Below are 19,566 nucleotides of genomic sequence, written 5' to 3'. Positions count from 1 at the left end.
TTCGGTGACTGGGGAACCTCATGGGAACCAAGCAGTTCAGCGGCTCGCTGGACCAGGCGGACGTGACGCGCGCGGACTCCCTGGCCCGGGAGATCTTCTCGGATATAGCGAACAAATGGGCTCTGCTGATCATCGAGGCCCTGGGGGAGGAGACCCTGCGGTTCAGTGAGCTGCGTGGCGAGGTCGACGGGATCAGCCACAAGATGCTCACCCAGAACCTGCGCACGCTGGAGCGCAACGGCCTGGTCGAGCGCACCGTGCACCCCACGGTGCCGCCACGCGTCGAGTACACCCTCACCGAGCCGGGCCAGGCCCTGCGGGTGACCATCGACGGCATGTGCGACTGGACCCACCGGTACCTCGGGGACATCGAGACGTCCCGGCAGCAATTCGAGGCGCGGAAAGCATAGGTGTGCGGGGTCGTTATGTACGGCCGTACGCAAGGGGCCGCTTCGTTGTGTACGCTCGTACACATGGGATACCTGCTGCTCGCCGGAGCCATAGCGGCCGAGGTGGCCGCCACGACATCCATGAAGTACAGCGACGGCTTCAGCAGGCTCTGGCCGTCGCTGCTGACCGCCCTCGGATACCTCGTCTCCTTCGCGCTGCTCGCCCAGACCCTGAGGACCGTCTCCGTGGGCACGGCCTACGCGATCTGGGCGGGCGTCGGCACCGCGGCCATCGCCACCATCGGGATCCTGTTCATGGGGGAGGGGATGACGGTCGCCAAGGCCGCGGGCATCGCGCTGATCATCGCCGGCGTGGTGGTGCTGAACCTGGGAGGAGCGCACTGATGCCCCGTCGCTATGACCCCGAGCGGCGCCAGCGGATCATCGACGCGGCGATCCGGGTCGTCGGGGAGAAGGGCATCGCGGGGCTGAGCCACCGCACTGCCGCGGCCGAGGCGGACGTGCCGCTCGGCTCCACGACGTACCACTTCAAGACGCTCGACGATCTGCTGGTCGCGGCTCTTCGCCAGGCCAACGAGGGCTTCGCCAAGGTGATCGCCTCGCGCGGCGGCCTGGCGGACCCGGACACCGACCTGGCCGCCGAACTCGCCGGCTGGATGGGCGAGTGGCTCGCGGGGGACCGCACGGGCGTGGAGCTGGAGTACGAGCTCTACCTCGCCGCCCTGCGCCGCCCCGCCCTGCGCCCGGTCGCCGCCGAGTGGGCACAGGACCTCGCCGACCGACTCTCCCGGCGCACGGACGCGGTCACCGCGCGGGCGCTGGTGGCGTTGATGGACGGGATCTGTCTGCAGGTGCTGCTGACTGAGGTGCCGTATGACGAGAGGTATGCGTGTGAGGTGCTGCGGCGGGTGATTCCTGCAGGGGTCGGGTGAGTCCCGACGGGGTGTGATCTGTGGCAGGGCGCGATGGCCTGGCCGGCGGTGCGATGCCCTGGCCGGGGCCGCCGGCCGGAGCGGGACGGCCGGAGCGGCCGACCGCACCCGGCCAGGGACGGTGGCCTGGGATCGCTGCCACGGACGTCCACCAGCGGCCCGCACCCTGAGACGCCCCTCCCGTCGGTTGGCCCGGGCGGCCCCCCGCCGGTTAGGTTGCCCTCATGACCGACACGACTGCTCCTCGTACCACCGGCGCCGTGGCAGCCGGCCTTGCCACGATCGCTGCTGACGGCACTGTTCTCGACACCTGGTTCCCCGCGCCCGAGCTCGTCGCCGAGCCCGGTCCCTCCGGCAGCGAGCGGTTGTCCGCCGAGCGCGCCGTCGAGCTGATCGGCGAGGGCGCCGCGAAGGCGATCGGGCCGGATGCGCGCCGGGGCGTCGAGGTCGTCGCGGTCCGCACGGTCATCGCCTCGCTCGACGAGAAGCCGATCGACGCGCACGACGTGTACCTGCGCCTGCACCTGCTCTCCCACCGCCTGGTCAAGCCGCACGGCCTGAGCCTGGAGGGCCAGTTCGGCTTCCTCGCCAACGTCGCCTGGACCTCCCTCGGCCCGGTCGCCGTCGACGACGTCGAGAAGGTCCGCCTGAACGCCCGCGCTGAGGGCCTGCACCTCCAGGTCACCTCGATCGACAAGTTCCCGCGGATGACGGACTACGTCGCCCCCAAGGGCGTGCGCATCGCCGACGCCGACCGGGTCCGCCTGGGCGCCCACCTCTCCGAGGGCACCACCGTCATGCACGAGGGCTTCGTCAACTTCAACGCCGGCACCCTCGGCACCTCCATGGTCGAGGGCCGTATCTCCGCGGGCGTCGTGGTCGGCGACGGCTCGGACATCGGCGGCGGCGCGTCGACGATGGGCACGCTCTCCGGCGGCGGCAACGTGATCATCACCATCGGCGAGCGCTGCCTGATCGGCGCCGAGGCGGGCGTCGGCATCGCACTGGGCGACGAGTGCGTCGTCGAGGCCGGCCTGTACGTCACCGCCGGCACCCGCATCACGATGCCCGACGGCCAGATCGTCAAGGCCCGCGAACTCTCCGGCGCGTCCAACATCCTCTTCCGCCGCAACTCGGTCACCGGCACGGTCGAGGCCCGCCCGAACAACGCGGTGTGGGGCGGTCTGAACGAGATCCTGCACAGCCACAACTGATCATCGGCGGCCGTGACCTGCGGCCGTCTTACGGTCAACGTCCTTATCTGCCGCTGTGCTGTCGGTAGCGGTCGGCGTTGGTCATCGTTGAGCGCCCTTCCACGGCCCGAGGACGGCCTGGGAGGGCGCTCGCACGTCTGCTGGTCCTGTGCGCCAGGTCGCTCCAGTCCACCTGCCCGGCCGGAGGTTTCCGGGGTCCTGACCCAGGGCGACTCCTACGCATCTCGACCCGACCCGTTCACGTACGGGTTACTCCACGTGACCTCACCCCGGTCCAGGCAGATGAACAGGTCGACGCAGTTTCCGATCACACGCCGAACCGACGAGATGAGGGCCGATGGTGGGTCGAGTGAAGACGAGGGCGCGGACCAGGGTGGTAGTGCGCCTGGTGGTGGGGACGTTGGCCGCGGGGGCGGCGTGCTGGCTGCCGGCCGGGGCCGCGTATGCCGACGAGACCAACACGGGCTCGCACAACGGGCCCCGCATCGGGCTGGTCAACGTGGGGCAGGTGGACGATCCGATGGAGGATGTGCTGGAGCACTTCCTGCTCTTCGGTGACGGGTACAAGTGGGGCTGATCGCGCGCTGAGCGCATCGAGCGTGGGCGGGGCCCGTACCGCACTGGGCGGCGGTACGGGCCCCGCTCCGTGCGCGAATTGTTTTCTGCGCGTCGGCATAGCGGCAGCACCCCGCACGCGTCACAAGGAGTAGGAGAGACGGGCACCCGGTCCGTCCGGGGGAAGAGAAGGTGACGATGGATGCCGAAGCGCAGGAAAGGTTTCGGGAGTTCGTGGAGAACCGTTCGTCCGCGTTGCTGAAGACGGCTGTGCTGCTGAGCGGGGGCGACCGGCACGCCGCGGAGGACCAACTGCAGAACGCCCTGATCAAGGCGGCCGGCCGCTGGCATCGCATCGACGAGCCGGAGGCGTATGTACGCCAGATCCTGTACCGGCAGCAGATCAGCCGCTGGCGGCTGAAGTGGCCTCACCGTGAGCTGACCGTCGCCGAGCCGCCCGAGACCGTCGCGAACTCGGACGCCGCCCCCGCCGCGGAGCTGCGGCTGCTGATGCGCGGCGCGCTGGCCCGGCTGACCGCGCGTCAGCGCTCCGTGCTGGTGCTGCGCTACTTCGAGGACTTGCCGGAGGCCGACGTGGCCCGGATCCTCGGCTGTTCGGTCGGCACAGTACGGTCCACCACTCACCGCTCGCTCGCCCGGTTGCGCGCACTTGCGCCCGAGCTGGCCGCGCTGGGCCCGGCCGAGGCCGAAGCCCGGCCGCCCCATGACTTCTCGCCAGTGGAGGTGCGTCCGTGAACGTCGAGGAACTCGTGCGTGACTCCTTGCGGGAACTGGCCGGCGAACAGGCGTCGGCGAGGCCTGGATTCGCCGACCGGGTGCTGGCGGTCCGCCGCCGCCGCCGGACTCGCCGGATGACCTCCGTCGCCGTGGTCACCGCCGCCGTGGTCGGCGTTGCGGTGGCGGTGCCACTGCTGGACTCGGGGAAGAACGACGTGCGGCCCGCGGACGTCGTGGAGAAGAGCAAGGTCAACGCGCATCCGGACCAGTCACCGCCGCGCGAGTTGATCTCGGTCGGGAACACGGCGCTGGCCGCGTACTACGTCCCCAGGACCATCAAGCACTCCGCCGAGCAAGCCGAACGCGTCCGCGACTACTGGCTGCTGGACCAGAGCACGGGCCGGTACGTGAAGACCGCCAAGTGGTCGTACGTCGCCGTCGCCCCGGGCATGAAGACCGCCGCCGTGCTGGAGCGGAACCTGCCGGCCTCCCGGATCGGCCTGCTCGACCTGGTCACCGGCAAGGTCTACCGGTGGATCCCCGTCGACCACAAGGTCGCCGGACTCTCCTTCTCGCGTGACGGCTTGAAGCTGGTCGCGACGACCTACGGCGAGAACCCCGACGCGCTGGTCAGGATGGAGGGCGCCCCCGACGGCTGGGACCAGAAGCAGCCGTCCAGCCGCACCGGCTTCTACATGTTCGACGTGGTCTCCGGCAAGGGCTCCTGGAGCGAGGTGAAGCTCGACTCGAACGACGACACGGGCGGTTTCCTCAACGCGCGGCAGGACTTCGCCCTCAGCCCCGACGGCAGGCACGTCTGGGCCGGGAACCCCATGGGAGACGTCGGCAAGCAGTTCTATGACCTCAAGGGCGCCGAGGTCGCCGTACCGGCGAACCAGAAGTACCTGCAGTGGTACGTCGACGCCTGGCAGTCGCCCAGCGGCAACCTCGTCGCCGGTGACTTCGCGGGCAAGAAGTGGAAGACGTCCTCCTGGGTCATCGACGCCCGTTCCGGCGAGAAGACCGAGGTGCGGGGGCAGCAACTGCTCGCCTGGGTCGGGGACACGTCGCTGATCGCGTGGGACATGGCGAAGGACGGCAAGAACGAGTTCCACCAGCAGCTCGTGCAGGTGACCATCGGCAGCGACAAGACGGTTCCCCTGAGCGGCTTCCGCAAGGGCAACGACGGCGACGCCGGGCGCTGGGAACCGGTCTTCGCCGAGCGCTGATCAGCCGGCGGCGCACTCCTCGTACGCCGCCAGCAGCCCGTCGACCGCCTCGCGGCCGGCGGGTCGCAGCGGTGCGCGGAGCGGGCCCGCGGGCAGGCCGAGCTCATTGAGCAGGGCCTTCGCGGTGACCGCGCCGGGCAGGCCGGCCGCCATCATCAACTCGATGAGTGGCGTGGCACGTTGCTGGAGGCGGGCGGACACGGGGGTGTCGCCCGCCTCGAACGCGTCGAGAACCGCACGGAGTTGGGACGGTACGACGTTCGCGACCGTGCTGATGTAGCCGGTGCCGCCCACCGCGTACAGCGCGAGGTTGTGCTCGTCGCATCCCGCGTAGTACGCCAACTCCGTGCGGGCGAGCACCTTCTGGGTGCCGAGGAAGTCGAAGGAGCAGTCCTTCACCGCGACGATCCGGGGGTGCTCGGCGAGCCGGATGATCGTCTCCGGCTCGATCCGGGTGCCGGTGCGACCGGGGATGTCGTACAGCGCGAGGGGCAGTCCGGCCGCGTCGGCGATCTCGCGGAAGTGCGCCTCGACTGCGTCCTGCGGGGGCTTGCTGTAGTACGGCGCGACCACCAGCAGACCGTCGGCGCCCGCCTTTTCGGCCGCCAGGGCGAGTTCGACGGTGTGCCGGGTGTCGTAGGTGCCCACACCCGCGACGACCGTCGCCCGATCGCCCACCGCTTCCCGGACGGCCGTGATCAGGTCGGACTTCTCGGCGTCCGAGGTGGTCGGCGACTCGCCCGTGGTGCCGGAGAGCACGAGCCCGTCGCACCCCTCGGTCACCAGCCGGTCGGCCAGACGCTGGGCGCCGTCGAGGTCGAGGGATCCCGCCTCGGTGAAGGGCGTGATCATGGCGCAGAGGGCCCGGCCGAAGGGAGGGGCGGAGGCGTTGGCGGTCGTCATGGTAGTAGTGTCGGCACTCTCACGTCGTAGCTCCACTTAATTTTTCTACGGGATATTGGTAAGCATTGCTTTGGCGTGTGGGGGCTTGCCCTATGTCCAAAGTCGGGCGCCATGGGTCACCATGGCCGGGACGGTCACCACCCCTGGTCATGGGAGGCGTCATGAAGCTCGGCAGGGCACTCGCCACCGGAGTCGCGGAAGAGCGGCCGCAGGACCGCGACGAACAGCTCGAACTCGCCCAGGAGATCGGGGAGATCGGGGAGATCGAGGTCGCCGAGGCGTCCGCGCCCGAAGAGGTCCCGGTCGCCCGATGAGGCTGCGGCTTCCGGAGGAACGCCCGACGGAGCCGCCGACCGGATACAAGATCGCCCACCCGATGCTGTCCCAGGACGGCGCCCGGGCCGGGTTCACCGGTGTGTCGCTGGGCGGCGCGCTGCCGTACGGAGTCCTGGCCGACGCGTCCTGCGTCTACGGCCTGCGGCACCGGGCGCCGAACCGCCGCTGCGACTGCGGCTTCCACTGTGTGCACGACCGTGCGGCGGCCGAGGCGCTGCTGTGCACGGCCGAGCACCGGGCGGCCGTACTGCTGGAAGTCACCGTGCTGGGCCGCTACCTGCGCTTCGAGCGCGGCTTCCGCTACGCACGTCAGCGGGTACGCACCGCCACGGTCGGCCCGTGCGGCTGCGGTACGGTCGCCGCCGCCCTGGCCGACGCCGGCTGGGGCCGCCCCGGCTGGCGGGCACTCGCCCCGTCCTGCGCGGGCTGTCTGCGCGGCCGTACGTCCGTCTCGCTCGCGGAGTTCGCCCGGCTGGCCGGGGAGCGGCTGCGGGTGGAGGCCGGGAGAGGGGTGTCCGTCGCCTCCGTGACCGACCTCGCCGCGGCCGATGAACTGGGTGTGCCCGAACTGGCAGCCGAGGCCGCGCTGTTGCAGGCCCGCCTCGACTGGTTCCAGGCCCAGCTGGCCCGGCTGGGCGGGCGCGGACCCGACGGCGGACGGAAGGGATAGCGGGGGCGGCACCGGGTACCCGGGTGTTCCGAATCGAGAGGAGGCGGAACACCGTGACCGGGTCCACGACCCCCGAGCGGGTGCCCGACGAGCACCACTCGGTGAGCGAACTCGTAGGGCAGGCGGGCGAACAGCTCTCCCGGCTCGTACGACAGGAAGTCGCCCTCGCCAAGGAGGATCTGGCCGAGAAGGGCCGACGCGCCGGCACGGGCGGCGGGCTGCTCGGCGCGGCGGGCGCCGTCGCGTACGCCGGTCTGCTGTTCCTGGCCGCCGCGGCCACCGCCGCACTCTCGCTGACGCTGCCCGTGTGGGCCGCGGCGCTGATCGTGACGGGGGTCCTGTTCGCCCTCGCCGGTCTGCTGGCCGCGACCGGCCGCGCCCGGCTCCGGCGCGCCGTACCCCCCACTCCGGAGGAGGCCCTCGGCAGCGTCAGGGCCGATGTCGAGGAGATCAAGGAAAGGGCACACCGATGACGGACCGCAAGGCGGGGGCGACGGGCGGCGGAAAGGCCGCGCAGAAGGGTGCCGCCAAGGCCGCTGCCGCGGGGAAGTCCGCGGCGGCGAAGGCGAGCGCGGGGGCCAAGGGCCCCGAGGAACTGCGCAGCCAGATCGAGCGGACGCGCAGCGAACTCGGCGACACCGTGGCGGAGTTGGCCGGGAAGGCGGATGTGAAGGGCCGGACCTTGGCGCGCGCCGCCGATCTCAAGGACAAGGCGGGCGCGATGACCGTGCAACTGCGCAGCAGCGCGGCCCAGGCCGGGCACGTGGTGCAGGAGCGGGCCGTACGCGCCGGGCACGTCATGCAGGACCGGGCGACCCAGGCGGGGCACGTCGTGCAGGACAAGGCGACGCACGCCGGGCACACGGTGCAGGACCGGGCGACCCAGGCCGGGCACACCGTCCAGGGCAGGGCGACGCACGCGGGCCATGTGGTCGAGCACAGCGTGCCGCGCCCCGTGCGCACCGTCGTCCAGGCCGGACTGCGGAATCCGCGGCCGGTGCTGATCGCCGGCGCGGCCGTGGGCGCTGTGGTCGCCGCGCAGATATTGCGGCGCCGGCACCACGGGCACCGCTGAGAAACGCCGATCGAGGGAGACGGCGAGGCGGGGCGGGACCGGTCACCGGTCCCGCCCCGCTCTGTGTGTACTCGGGTCCCGCGCGGCGGCTGCGTGTACTCGGACCCTGCGCGGCGGCTCCGTGTACTCGGACCCCGCGCGGCCCTGCGCGTACCGGATCCCGTGCCGTCCTGTGCCATCTCGCGGACCCCGCCCTCGAACCCCCGTCCGCCAAGGGCCACTTGACCTCAAGTCCGGTTGAGGTCGAAAGGTGTTCAGTGCACGCATTGACCACCGATGCCGGAGGCCTCCATGACCCGTCGCACCGACGCCCACCCCGACCTCACCCGCCCCGAGATCGGCGCCCCCTTCTTCAGCACCTGGCGGGTCGGCACCCCCTTGCGGCAGAAGCAGGCCGTCGAGGCGATCGCCGGCACCTGGGAGCGCCGACCCTGGCCCGCCGATGGTCTGCTCGGCTACCACGTCTACACCGGGCAGGACGCCGCCACCCTCCTGCACTACTCGCAATGGCGCAGCGAGCAGGCCTACGAGGCGTTCGTGAAGACCCACCGCCAGGAGCGCAACGACGAGATCGACACCGCCGTACCGGGCATCGAGCGGCTCGGACTCGGCCGGTACCGGCACTACCGCAGCGGCACGCGCGAGGGCGACACCCGCGTCCCCGGCTGCGTCGTGATCGTCGACATCGAGTTCGAGGGACCCGACCCCGACCGGCAGCGCGCCTGGGTCGACGCCGTCTTCGAGGCGCTGGAGAGCGAGCCGACGCCCCATCCCGGGGGCATCTCCGCCCACTTCCACCTGAGCACCGACGGCACCCGCGTCCTCAACTACGCCGAGTGGGAGAGCGCCGCGGACCACATCGCCGCCCTCGCCGCCCCGGGCGACGGCATCGGCTCGGCGACCGAGTTGTGGCACCGCGTCCAGACCTGGCCGGGGCTGAAGAGCAGCACGGTCAGCCGGTACGACCACGCCGTCGGCCTCGTCCCCGACTGACGCCGCAGGGGTCGCCGTACAAGGTCCAGCAGGGTCGATGAGGCCGACGAGAGCCGCCTCACCGAAAACTCCAACCGTCTGGACAAAAAAAGTTTTCGGTGAGACGGTGGATGCATGCTGGACGTCACCGTGATCGAGGACCCCGAGGCCGCAGCCGTCTCCCTGGACCCCACAAGGGCCCGGCTGCTCGCCGAGCTGGCGGCCGGCCCCGCGTCGGCCGCCATGCTGGCCGGGAAGGTCGGGCTGCCCAGGCAGAAGGTGAACTACCACCTCAAGGCACTGGAGCGGCACGGACTGGTGGAGCTGGCCGGTGAGCGCCGCAAGGGCAACGTCACCGAGCGGCTGATGCAGGCGACCGCCGCGTCGTACGTGATCTCGCCGCTCGCGCTCGCCTCCGTGCAACCGGACCCGGACCGCTTCCGCGACCAGCTCTCCGCCCGCTGGCTGCTCGCGCTCGGCGCCCGGCTCGTCCGGGACGTCGGCTCGCTGATCACCGGCGCCGCGAAGGCCCGCAAGCGGCTGGCGACGTACGCCCTGGACGGCGAGGTCCGCTTCGCCTCGGCGGCCGAACGGGCCGCGTTCATCCAGGAGTTGACAGCGGGCGTGAGCGCGCTGATCCACAAGTACGACGCGCCCGACGCGCAGGGCGGCCGCGATCACCGGATCGTGGTCGCCGTACACCCCACGGTCAAGGACCAGCCGAACCCCGCACTCGACCAGTAACCAGCAGGAGCCCGCCATGTCCAAGGAATTCGAGATCGCCCGCGAGTTCGAGGTCGACGCCACGCCGGAACAGGTGTGGGACGCGATCACCCGCAACACCGGCGGCTGGTTGTGGCCGTCCGAGCCGCCCGAGCCGCGCGTCGGCGGCAAGGGCGCGATGGGCTCCACGGTCACCGCCTGGGACCCGCCGCACCGCTACACCAACCGCACGGAGGACGTCGAGGGCATCGCCGAGCAGAGCCTCAACCAGCTCGACTACACCATCGAGCCACGCGAGGGAGGCCGCCGGGCCTGGGTGCGGTACGTGCACAGCGGCATCCTCGTCGAGGACTGGGACAACCAGTACGACGCCGCCGGCCGGCACACCGACTTCTATCTGCACACCCTGCGCCAGTACCTGACGGAGTTCGGCGGCCGACCGGTCGTCGCCTTCACGACCTTCGACGGACCCGACACGTCCAAGTCGGCGGACGCCTTCGCCGCCGTGGGCCGCGCGCTCGGCCTCGGGGAAGACACCGCCGAGGGGACGCGGGTTCAGGCACGCGGTCCCCAGGGGCGGCTCCTCGACGCCGTGGTCGACTTCCGCAATCCGTACTTCCTCGGGCTGCGCACGGACGACGCCATGATCCGCTTCTTCGGCCGCAATCACTGGGGCTACCCCGTCGGCATCTCCGTGCACGACTTCGCCCCGGGCGCCGACGCGAAGGCGGTGGAGGCCGCCTGGCAGGACTGGCTGAACGGCGTGTTCAGCCAGTCCTGAACCTCATCGGAGGTTACGGGCGGAACCGCAGCACCTGCGGGTCGTGGTCGCTGATCTGGTCGTTGAACTCCGCGTTGACGTGCACGCTGTCGTACTCGAAGTCGCAGGAGCGCCGGATCGACGGGCTGACCAGGATCTGGTCCAGCGTCTGGGCGTTGCCCTGGTAGACGTAGGAGTAACGCTCGCTCTTGGGCAGCGACTTGATCGCCGACCACAGCGCGCCGTCGTCCTCCAGCAGCTTGGTGGTGCCGGAGAACTCGAAGTCGTTGATGTCGCCGAGCGTGACGACGTCCGCGTTCTTCTGGACGGCCAGGATGTCCTTGACGAACGTGTTGACCGCACTCGCCTGGAGGTGACGCTGGGTCTCCGAGCTGCGGGTCGGCGGCTGGTACTGCGCGTGCAGCGACTGGTCGCCGCCCTTGGAGGCGAAGTGGTTGGCGATCACGAAGACCGTGCGGCCGCGGAAGTCGAACTCACCGGCCAGCGGCTTGCGGCTGTTCGTCCAGGCCGCGTTCGCCGGGTCGATACGGCCCGGGGAGACCGTCAGTGCCGCCTTGCCCTGCACCTTGGTCACACCGGCGGCGGTCGTGGCGTCGCCGCCCGCGCGGTCGGTGAAGGAGACCCGCTTCGGGTTGAACAGGAACACCTGGCGGATGTTGCCGCCCGGCTCACCGCCGTCGGCCTTGTCGACCGGGTCGATGGAACGCCAGTCGTAGGCCGGGCCGCCCGCCGCGACGATCGCGTCGATCAGCTTGCCCACCGTCTGGTCGGCGGCGACCGTGCCGTCGTTCTTCGCGCCGTTGTTGTCCTGGATCTCCTCCAGGGACACGATGTCGGGCGACTGGAGGTTGTTCACGATCGCGGAGGCGTGCTCGGCGAACGTGGCGTCGGACGGGTCGAGGTTCTCGACGTTGTACGTCGCGACCGCGAGCTCGTCGCGCCGCTGCTTCTGGGTCGTCTCCCGCTCCAGGCCACCGCTCTTGAGGGTGCCGAGCTCGCTCGCGACGAGGGTGTAGCCGCCGAACTGGTTGTAGTCCAGCGGGCCGGCGGTGGTGCCCGTGAGGGTGTCACCCACGTTCGCGACCGGGAACTCGGCGCCGGGGCCGAGCGACTGGATCTGCAGCCGGCCGGTGTTCTGGGAGTCGTAGGAGCCGTAGACCGTGCCGCCGCGGCGGTTGCGGTGCTCCCATGGCTTCACCGTCACCCACAGCTCGTGGAAGTCGTCGGTCGCGGTGACCACGCGGGCGTCGGCGACCTCGACGTTCATGCCCTCGAGGGACTCGTAGTGGTCGAGGGCGTACTTCGACGGCCGCAGCGTCAGGCCGTCGATCGAGCCCTTCGCGGCCGCGTCGCCGGCCGGCGTGTACCTGTCCGGCACCGAGTCCTCGTCGACGACCTTCGCGGCCGGGACCGCGTTGCCGCTGGAGACGACGGTGACCGTCGGCTTGGTGATCTCGGTCAGCGACTGGTTGCCCGAGGTCGCGCCGCCGGGGACGTACTCGGCGACCGTGCCCGCCACCAGGACCGAGTCGCCGACGGCGACCTTCGGGACGGAGCTGGTGAAGACGAACACGCCTTCACTGGTGGCCGCGTCGGCGTCGGCGTCCGGATCCTGGATCCAGAAGCCTCTGGACGAGCCGTAGGTGCGCACGCCGGTGACGATTCCGGCCACGTCCGTGACCTGCTTGCCGGCGTACGGGGATATGCGGGTGCTGCCCTGGATGTCATGGATGCGCACGGAGTCGGCGTGCGCGGGCGCGGTGAGGACAACGGTGGACGCCGCGGAACACACGGCGGCGACGGTGAGCGCGGCGAGGCGCGCGGACTTCTTGCTCGGCAACGGGATCCCTCCGGGGACATACGTGGGCGCCGGGACGAGGGTGGTGCGTGGAACGGTGGGTGCAGGCGCGACCGGTGGGGCGGCGGCGACGCGCGTAGAAAATACAGTGAACAGATGTCCGCTCGATTTCTACGCGCGTCAATCTCCTGCCTGCTCCGGTCAGTTGTCAAGGTTTCGGCCACGTACACCGCCCGACGGGGAGATGAACCGGGCGGCATGGGTGGAAACCCGTCTAGGGTGAGCGGTTGAGCCGTGAAGTGGAGCGGCTGGGCCGTGACGCCTACGGCCCTGCGGAACGCCCTAGGAGAACCAGCCGATGTCAGACAGCTCCCCCCTGCCGCCGGTGCGGCTGCATCCCGAAGCGGAGCTGGCGCGGGACGCGCTGTCCACGCCGTTGCTTGCCCGGGCCACACGGCTGGCCCGCTGGGCCGGCCCCGAGACGCGGGTCGACGCCGGGGGTGGCCTCCTCGAAGCGCAGCTCCCGGCCGCCGCCGAGGTGCTCGGACTGAGCGGGGACGACGCCGCCGCGTACGCCAGTGAGGCCTTCCGTGTCGCCGTCGACACCGGGCTGGTGGAGATCGTCGACGAGGAGGCGGGCACCGTCGCGGCGGGCGCGGACCTGGCGCTGCTGACCGGCGGTTCGCCGCAGGACGTGCTCGCGGTGTGGCTCGGCGCACTGGAGACGGTGCTCGCGGACGCGAGCGTGCCCGACCTCGACGACCTCGTCGACGCCATGGGTGCGGGCGGCGAGATCGACCTCTCCACGCTGGACTGGGACCCCGAGGCCGAGGCGGAGTTCCTCGACGGAGTGCTCGGCAACCTGTACCTGCTGACGGTCAGTGAGGACGGGCCCGGCGACGCCCCCGTGCCGCTGCCGGCCCTCGCCGCGTCGATGATCGTGCCCAGCGACATGGGCGAGCCCACCAACGACGTGCTGGAGCAGGTCTCCGACGCGATGATGCGCCTGGACGACCAGTTCCGGCTGCTGGAGCCGGTCGGCCTGGTGGAGTACCAGCCGGTCGACGAGGCGCTGATGGCGGACGTCGAGGGTGCCGAGGAGGCGGCGGCCGCCGTCGACGACACCGACGTGTCGCGCTACGGCATGGTGCGGCTGACCCCGCTCGGGCTGTACGGGCTGCGGGCGCGGCTGCTGGAGGCCGGGTTCGAGTCGCCCGCGGTCGGGGACCTGGCGGACAAGGGCGCCGACGTGCTGCTCGACGGCACGGCCACCTTCCCGCAGGCCGCCGCGCACGCCGAGACGGTGCAGTGGCTGGAGCGCCGCGAACCCCTCGCCGCGGCGCGGGAGTTGCTCGCGGCGGCACGAGGCCTGGACGCCGGGGCGCCGCTGCGGCGGCTGCGCTGCCAGCAGGCGCTGTCCCTGGTGGGCGCGGAGGCCGAGCCGGCGCTGCGGGAGGTCCTCGACGATCCGGAGCTGGGCGGGCTGGCCCGGGTCTGGCTGACCGAGGCGGGGTTCTCCGACGTGCCCCCGCCGTCCCAGGACCTGGTGTTCTGGCTGACCGTCGACACGCTTGCCGCGCAGCTCGCGGCCGAGGGGAACTCCGAAGAGCTGAGGGCGCTGGTGGAGGGGCTGGCCGAGCAGCACAGCGGGTTCTTCGCGGCGGCCTGGCGGGTCGAGCATCCGGCCACGGCGGATGTGCTGGAGGCGATGGGGCGGTTGCATCCGGACAAGAAGATCGCGAAGGAAGCGCGGAAGGCAGCGTTCAAGGCGCGTTCGCAGCAGGGGGGCTGAGCTCGTTTCGCGGGTGCGGGTGCGGGTGCGGGTGCGGGTGCGTGGGGGCTGGTCGCGCCCACGCGGCTGAGCCGCATATCGATACAGCCCCGCGCCCCTTGAGGGCGTTGTCCTGTGCCGTGCTGATTCATTGAGGTAGCTCCACTGAATCCTTCCGGCGTTCAACCCGTGTTCAGAAACAGGCGGCAGCGTTGCGGCGTTCCGGAGTTCGCCGCCCTCCACGACACACCCACTGTCACAGGAGACAGCATGTCGCTCACCCGCAGGGACTTCGCCAGGAATTCCGCGATCACCGGGGCCGGTGTCGCGTTGGCCGGCAGCGCCGGTGTCCTCGCCACCGCGCCGAACGCGCTCGCGTCCACGGAGTCCGAGACCGCGAGCGAGACGTCCGCGGACGCCCACTGGGGCGGTGTCGGGTACGGACCGCTTGTCCCGGATCCGAAGGGCCTCCTCGCGCTGCCCGCCGGGTTCAAGTACCGGATCATCACCTACAGCGGCAGGACCAAGCTGGAGTCGGGCGAGTTCACCCCCTCGAACCACGACGGCACGGCCGCCTTCGACGGCCCGCGCGGCACGACCCTCCTCGTGAACAACCACGAGCTGAAGGGCCCGCGCGCCGCCTGGGACCACCCCGTCCCGCTCACCGAGGGCCTCGTCTACGACCCCGCCGCGGCAGGCGGCTGCACCGTAGTCGAGGTCCGCCCCGGCGGGCAGGTCGCCGAATGGGTCGGCATCGCGGGCACCTCCACCAACTGCGCGGGCGGCAGCACCCCTTGGGGCACCTGGCTGACCTGCGAGGAGAACTCCGACAAGGCCGGCACCAACGGCATGACCAAGGACCACGGCTACGTCTTCGAGGTCGACCCCGCCGACCGGCGCGCCAACAAGGACCCCAAGCCGCTGAAGTTCTTCGGCCGCTACGACCACGAGGCCGTCGTCATCGACCCCAGGCGCGGCCACGCCTACCTCACCGAGGACGCCGCCTCGCCCAACGGCCTGTTCTTCCGCTGGACCCCGCCGAAGGGCTTCGAGTACGGCCGCGGCACGTTCCGCAAGCTGGCCGACGACGCCGGTGTCCTCCAGGCGCCCAAGTGCTTTGACTCCGGCGGCAAGTTCGTCGACGACCTCTCCCGGGCGACCAGGATCGGCACCGTGTACGGCGTCGACTGGCTGGACGTCCCGGACCGGGACGCCAGGACCACGCCCGTGCGCAAGCAGTTCGCCGACGGTGAGATCACCCGCGCCCGCAAGCTGGAGGGCATGTGGTGGGGCGACGGCGGCGCCTACATCGTCTCCTCGTACGCCCGTGAGGAGAGCCCCGGCCGGCACGACGGGCAGGTCTGGTTCTACGACCCCAAGCGCCGCACCCTCACCCTGAAGGTCCTGCTCGGCGTCAACCCCGACCCGTCCGAGGACGGCGCTTTCGACGGCCCGGACAACATCACCGTCTCTCCGTACGGCGGCCTCGTCATCGCCGAGGACGGCGAGGGCGTCCAGCACCTCTTCGGCGCCACCGACAGCGGCCGCACGTACCCGATCGCCCGCAACGAGCTGAACATCGGCACCGAGGACGAGCCGGAATACAGCGAGTTCACCGGCGTCACCTTCTCGTGCGACGGCCGGACGCTGTACGCCAATATCCAGACGCCGGGCATCATGCTCGCGATCACGGGGCCCTGGAAGCGGCAGCGGCGGTAATTAATTCGGTCGCCCGGCCCGAGCTGCGCCTCCTACAGTGAGATCACAACGTCACGCACCTCCCGGTGCGATGGCAGCGGCTACTTCTTTTCCAGAGAATCAGATGCCGCCGCCGACTTGATCTCGGGAGGCGCAGCTCATGGTGGGTGCCCGGTGCGCAGGCAACGGTTACTTCATTGGATCAGAGGGTTGCGGGTTCGAGTCCCGTCATCGACTTCCGGTCGATGTAGCTCAATTGGGTAGAGCATCCGATATAAGTCCGTCGCCGACTCCTGATCTCGGGCACCCACCTTTTGCTGCGTCTCCCTCCGAAACGCAAACGAATTCGGGGGGAATTCGCCATGACACGATTCAACAGGCGTGCCGCCACGGCGCGGGTCACCTCGACGGGGCGAGTGCTGCGTACCTACGAGGGCGGCCTGGGACGTGAGCGCGACGCGCGCTCCGAGCTCTTCCTGCTGGCGGTCGCCAACTTCGTCTCGCAGCGGACCTTCTACGAGTCCGGCGCCGACCGTGACGACCGGTTCGCACGTCTCGTGGGCGAGCTCGCCGTCACGGATCCCGAGTGGACCGCCGGCCTGCTCGGCTGGCTGCGCGGCGAGGGCAACCTCCGTACGGCCGCCGTCGTGGGTGCCGCCGAGTACGTGAAGGCCCGCCTGGACGCCGGGGCCACCGACGGTCCGTCGAACCGGCAGGTCATCGCCTCCGTACTCCAGCGGCCGGACGAGCCCGGCGAACTGCTCGCGTACTGGACCGCGCTGTACGGCCGTAACGTCCCGAAGCCGGTCAAGCGCGGTGTCGCCGACGCCGTACGCCGGCTCTACAGCGGCAGGTCGCTGCTGAAGTACGACACCGCGTCCAAGGGATACCGCTTCGGCGACATCCTCAACGTGGTGCACGCGGCCCCGGACCCGGACAAGCCGGGGCAGGGCGACCTGTTCCAGTACGCCCTCGACCGCCGGCACAACCCGGACACCGCTGTGCCGCCCGCGTCCAACCGGACGCTGATCGCGCATCGCGAGCTGATGGCGCTGCCCGTCGAACAGCGGCGTGCGGTGGTCACGTCGGACGGCGGTGCCGAGCGGCTCGCGGCGGCCGGGATGACGTGGGAGGCGCTGGCCGGCTGGCTGCAGGGGCCGATGGACAAGGAGGCCTGGGAGGCCGTGATTCCGTCGATGGGCGCCATGGCGCTCGTCAGGAACCTGCGGAACTTCGACGAGGCCGGGGTCTCGGACGAGGTGGCGGCCCAGGTCGCCGCCCGGATCAGTGATCCGGCGGAGGTCGTACGGTCGCGGCAGTTCCCCTTCCGGTACCTCGCCGCGTACCGGCACGCGCCGTCGCTGCGCTGGGCGTACCCGCTGGAGCAGGCGCTCGGCCACTCGCTGGCGCAGGTGCCGGCGCTGCCCGGCCGGACGCTGGTGCTCGTCGACCGCTCGGGCTCGATGTTCTGGTCCCCGCTGTCCGACCGCTCGCAGCTCAACCGGGCCGACGCGGCGGCGATCTTCGGCACGGCGCTCGCGCTGCGGGCGGCTGACGCGGATCTCGTCCAGTTCGGTACGGGCAGCGGCGAGATCGCCTTCCGCAAGGGCGAGTCGGTGCTGAAGGTCCTCGGACGCTTCGGGGACCTCGGCGGCACGAACACCACCGAGGCCGTGCGCCGGCACTACCGCGAGCACGACCGGGTGCTGATCGTCACCGACGAGCAGTACGCCCCCAGCAGCCACGGCGACCCGACCGAGCAGGTCCCGGCCGGCGTGCCGGTCTACACCTGGAACCTCGCCGGGTACCGGGCGGGCCACGGCCCGTCGGGGACGGGCAACCGGCACACCTTCGGCGGGCTCTCGGACGCGGCCTTCCGGATGGTGCCGCTGCTGGAGAGCGCTCGGGACGCCGACTGGCCCTGGACCGCCCGAGCCGCCTGAGTCCAGAGTGGCCCGCACCGCGTGGGGAGTGCGGGCCACTCTCATGTCCACGCCCTTGTCGCCGCCTCGACTGACATCTAACATTTCAGTTCATGGAGGCGATACGACCCGTAGGCCGGACCCTGCTCCGGGACCGGGCCTACGAAGCGATCCGGGACGCCATCGTGGCCGGGGAGATCGAGCCCGGCGCGGTGGTGCGGGACGCCGATCTCGCGGAGCGGCTCGGGCTGTCCCGGGCGCCGGTGCGCGACGCGTTCTCGCGTCTCGTGGACGAGGGGCTGCTGGAGAGCAAGCCGCAGAGCTACACGCGCGTGACGTCGGTCGTCGCCGCCGAAGTACGCGACGCGGCCGCCGTCGTCGGCGCCATGCACGAGCTGGTGACACGGGTCGCCGTGCCCCGGCTGGCAGCCGCGGACGTGGAGATCATGCGCGCCGCCAACGAGCGCTTCGCCACCGCCGTCGCGGCCGGCGAGGTGGACCTCGCCCTGCGGGCCGACGACGAGTTGCACGACGTGCTGGTGCGGGTGAGCGGCAACCGCGCGGCCGCCGCCACCGTCGCCCGCTACACCCCGCTCATCCGCCGCCTGGAGCGCCGGCGCTTCGGGGAGGGCGGAACCTGCCGTTCGGCCGGGCTGCACGAGCGGCTGATCGAGGCGTGCGCGGCCGGTGACGTGGACGAGGCGGTCCGGGTCACGGCGGAGATCTGGCGAGGGCTCGCCGAACTCGCCGACAGTGACTGACTCATCTCGGGAGGACCCCATGTCCCTTTCCTCGTACGACCGTTACCCCCTCCTTTTCGGCGCGTCCCCCGTGCACCCCCTGGAACGCCTGACCGCCCACCTCGGCGGAGCCTCCCTCTGGGCCAAGCGCGAGGACTGCAACTCCGGCGTCGCGTACGGCGGCAACAAGACCCGCAAGCTGGAGTACCTGGTCGCCGACGCGCTCGCGAAGGGCTGCGACACGCTCGTCTCGATCGGCGGGGTGCAGTCCAACCACACCCGTCAGGTCGCCGCGGTGGCCGCCCGTGCCGGGCTCAAGTGCGTGCTGGTCCAGGAGAGTTGGGTGGACTGGCCCGACTCCGTGTACGACAAGGTCGGCAACATCCTCGTCAGCCGCCTCGCCGGGGCCGACGTACGCCTGGTGCGGGCAGGCTTCGGGATCGGCTTCAAGGAGAGCTGGGAGCAGGCGCTGCGCGATGTGGAGGAGTCGGGCGGAAAGCCGTACGCCATCCCGGCCGGTGCCTCCGACCACCCGCTCGGCGGGCTCGGCTTCGTCGGTTGGGCGTACGAAGTGGCCGAGCAGGAGCGGGAGCTGGGCGTCTTCTTCGACACCGTGATCGTGTGCTCGGTGACCGGCTCCACGCAGGCCGGTATGGTCGCCGGATTCGCCGCCCTCAAGGAGGCGGGCGGCCGCACGCGCCGGGTCCTCGGCATCGACGCCTCGGCCAAGCCGGCCACCACACGCGAGCAGATCGCCCGGATCGCCGGCAACACCGGCCGGCTCATCGGCGTCAAGCGCGAGGTGACCGAGGCCGACGTCGAGCTCGACGACCGCTATCACGCGGGCACGTACGGGATACCGGACGAGACGACGCTGGAGGCGATGCGGCTGGCGGCGCGGACCGAGGGCATGGTCACGGACCCGGTCTACGAGGGCAAGTCGATGGCCGGGATGATCGACCTGGTCTCACGCGGGGAGATCGCGCCGGACTCCACCGTCCTCTACGCCCACCTCGGCGGGCAGCCCGCACTGAACGCGTACAGCGCGCTGTTCTAGGCGGCCGCCCGCGCCGAGCCGCGGGGCCCGGGCCGGCCCTGC

The 19,566-nt window shown here is 71.1% G+C and carries 21 protein-coding genes; 19 read left to right on the top strand and 2 right to left on the bottom strand.

Annotated features, from left to right (window positions below; all coding sequences use genetic code 11):
• Window positions 1-20 precede the first annotated feature (20 nt).
• From ACZ7M7_RS00815 to ACZ7M7_RS00785, 7 genes are all read left to right on the top strand, one after another.
• A complete protein-coding gene (locus ACZ7M7_RS00815; RefSeq protein ID WP_472111558.1) occupies window positions 21-410 on the top strand; it encodes a winged helix-turn-helix transcriptional regulator in 390 nt (129 codons plus the stop codon).
• A gap of 63 nt (window positions 411-473) precedes the next feature.
• Window positions 474-794, top strand: coding sequence for a DMT family transporter (locus ACZ7M7_RS00810; RefSeq protein WP_328428545.1), 321 nt, complete (start codon window positions 474-476; stop codon window positions 792-794).
• Window positions 794-1,342: a TetR/AcrR family transcriptional regulator gene (locus ACZ7M7_RS00805; protein WP_383597155.1), complete on the top strand. Its 549-nt coding sequence runs from the start codon at window positions 794-796 to the stop codon at window positions 1,340-1,342. Before ACZ7M7_RS00810 ends, ACZ7M7_RS00805 begins: the two co-directional genes overlap by 1 nt.
• A gap of 224 nt (window positions 1,343-1,566) precedes the next feature.
• Window positions 1,567-2,556 (top strand): 2,3,4,5-tetrahydropyridine-2,6-dicarboxylate N-succinyltransferase, encoded by a 990-nt coding sequence (gene dapD, locus ACZ7M7_RS00800; protein ID WP_383597157.1) that lies wholly within the window; start codon window positions 1,567-1,569, stop codon window positions 2,554-2,556.
• 337 nt (window positions 2,557-2,893) lie between these two features.
• Window positions 2,894-3,133, top strand: coding sequence for a hypothetical protein (locus ACZ7M7_RS00795; protein ID WP_383597160.1), 240 nt, complete (start codon window positions 2,894-2,896; stop codon window positions 3,131-3,133).
• A gap of 176 nt (window positions 3,134-3,309) precedes the next feature.
• Window positions 3,310-3,867 (top strand): SigE family RNA polymerase sigma factor, encoded by a 558-nt coding sequence (locus ACZ7M7_RS00790; RefSeq protein ID WP_383597163.1) that lies wholly within the window; start codon window positions 3,310-3,312, stop codon window positions 3,865-3,867.
• Window positions 3,864-5,078: a WD40 repeat domain-containing protein gene (locus ACZ7M7_RS00785; protein ID WP_472111557.1), complete on the top strand. Its 1,215-nt coding sequence runs from the start codon at window positions 3,864-3,866 to the stop codon at window positions 5,076-5,078. The genes ACZ7M7_RS00790 and ACZ7M7_RS00785 overlap by 4 nt, the downstream gene beginning before the upstream one ends.
• Here the strand turns inward: ACZ7M7_RS00785 and dapA are convergent, their stop codons facing one another.
• A complete protein-coding gene (gene dapA, locus ACZ7M7_RS00780; protein ID WP_472111556.1) occupies window positions 5,079-5,981 on the bottom strand; it encodes a 4-hydroxy-tetrahydrodipicolinate synthase in 903 nt (300 codons plus the stop codon).
• A gap of 161 nt (window positions 5,982-6,142) precedes the next feature.
• Between dapA and ACZ7M7_RS00775 the strand changes: the two genes are divergently transcribed.
• From ACZ7M7_RS00775 to ACZ7M7_RS00745, 7 genes are all read left to right on the top strand, one after another.
• Entirely contained in the window at window positions 6,143-6,295 is a 153-nt protein-coding gene (locus ACZ7M7_RS00775; protein ID WP_383597169.1) for a hypothetical protein, read from the top strand.
• Entirely contained in the window at window positions 6,292-6,987 is a 696-nt protein-coding gene (locus ACZ7M7_RS00770) for a hypothetical protein (protein ID WP_472111554.1), read from the top strand. The genes ACZ7M7_RS00775 and ACZ7M7_RS00770 overlap by 4 nt, the downstream gene beginning before the upstream one ends.
• Before the next feature lie 53 nt (window positions 6,988-7,040).
• Complete coding sequence (locus ACZ7M7_RS00765; protein WP_472111552.1) at window positions 7,041-7,460, top strand: phage holin family protein; 420 nt, start codon at window positions 7,041-7,043, stop codon at window positions 7,458-7,460.
• On the top strand, window positions 7,457-8,062 hold the full coding sequence (locus ACZ7M7_RS00760) for a DUF3618 domain-containing protein (protein ID WP_472111550.1): 606 nt from the start codon (window positions 7,457-7,459) through the stop codon (window positions 8,060-8,062). The genes ACZ7M7_RS00765 and ACZ7M7_RS00760 overlap by 4 nt, the downstream gene beginning before the upstream one ends.
• Window positions 8,063-8,353: 291 nt before the next feature.
• Window positions 8,354-9,055: an antibiotic biosynthesis monooxygenase gene (locus tag ACZ7M7_RS00755; protein ID WP_472111548.1), complete on the top strand. Its 702-nt coding sequence runs from the start codon at window positions 8,354-8,356 to the stop codon at window positions 9,053-9,055.
• Between the two features lie 114 nt (window positions 9,056-9,169).
• On the top strand, window positions 9,170-9,778 hold the full coding sequence (locus ACZ7M7_RS00750) for an ArsR/SmtB family transcription factor (protein ID WP_383597183.1): 609 nt from the start codon (window positions 9,170-9,172) through the stop codon (window positions 9,776-9,778).
• 16 nt (window positions 9,779-9,794) lie between these two features.
• A complete protein-coding gene (locus ACZ7M7_RS00745; protein ID WP_472111546.1) occupies window positions 9,795-10,538 on the top strand; it encodes an SRPBCC family protein in 744 nt (247 codons plus the stop codon).
• 13 nt (window positions 10,539-10,551) lie between these two features.
• On the opposite strand, the gene ACZ7M7_RS00740 is transcribed toward ACZ7M7_RS00745, so the two are convergent.
• A complete protein-coding gene (locus tag ACZ7M7_RS00740; protein WP_472111544.1) occupies window positions 10,552-12,378 on the bottom strand; it encodes an endonuclease/exonuclease/phosphatase family protein in 1,827 nt (608 codons plus the stop codon).
• A gap of 316 nt (window positions 12,379-12,694) precedes the next feature.
• Here ACZ7M7_RS00740 and ACZ7M7_RS00735 point away from each other — a divergent pair, with 316 nt between their 5' ends.
• The 5 genes from ACZ7M7_RS00735 to ACZ7M7_RS00715 all read left to right on the top strand — a co-directional run bounded on the left by ACZ7M7_RS00735 (window position 12,695) and on the right by ACZ7M7_RS00715 (window position 19,524).
• Complete coding sequence (locus ACZ7M7_RS00735) at window positions 12,695-14,128, top strand: hypothetical protein (protein ID WP_472111542.1); 1,434 nt, start codon at window positions 12,695-12,697, stop codon at window positions 14,126-14,128.
• A 249-nt stretch (window positions 14,129-14,377) separates the two neighbouring features.
• Window positions 14,378-15,826, top strand: a complete 1,449-nt coding sequence (locus ACZ7M7_RS00730; RefSeq protein WP_472111540.1) for an alkaline phosphatase PhoX — start codon at window positions 14,378-14,380, stop codon at window positions 15,824-15,826.
• A 341-nt stretch (window positions 15,827-16,167) separates the two neighbouring features.
• On the top strand, window positions 16,168-17,748 hold the full coding sequence (locus tag ACZ7M7_RS00725) for a TROVE domain-containing protein (RefSeq protein ID WP_472111538.1): 1,581 nt from the start codon (window positions 16,168-16,170) through the stop codon (window positions 17,746-17,748).
• A 92-nt stretch (window positions 17,749-17,840) separates the two neighbouring features.
• Window positions 17,841-18,488 carry a GntR family transcriptional regulator gene (locus tag ACZ7M7_RS00720; RefSeq protein ID WP_383597200.1) on the top strand — a complete coding sequence of 216 codons (648 nt, stop codon included), beginning with the start codon at window positions 17,841-17,843 and terminating at the stop codon, window positions 18,486-18,488.
• Window positions 18,489-18,507: 19 nt separating this feature from the next.
• On the top strand, window positions 18,508-19,524 hold the full coding sequence (locus tag ACZ7M7_RS00715) for a 1-aminocyclopropane-1-carboxylate deaminase (protein WP_472111536.1): 1,017 nt from the start codon (window positions 18,508-18,510) through the stop codon (window positions 19,522-19,524).
• Window positions 19,525-19,566: the final 42 nt, after the last annotated feature.

Source organism: Streptomyces sp. NPDC111606, assembly GCF_055656945.1.
The sequence above is the reverse complement of the archived record's forward strand: the minus strand, read 5'-3'. Positions and strand labels throughout refer to the sequence as shown.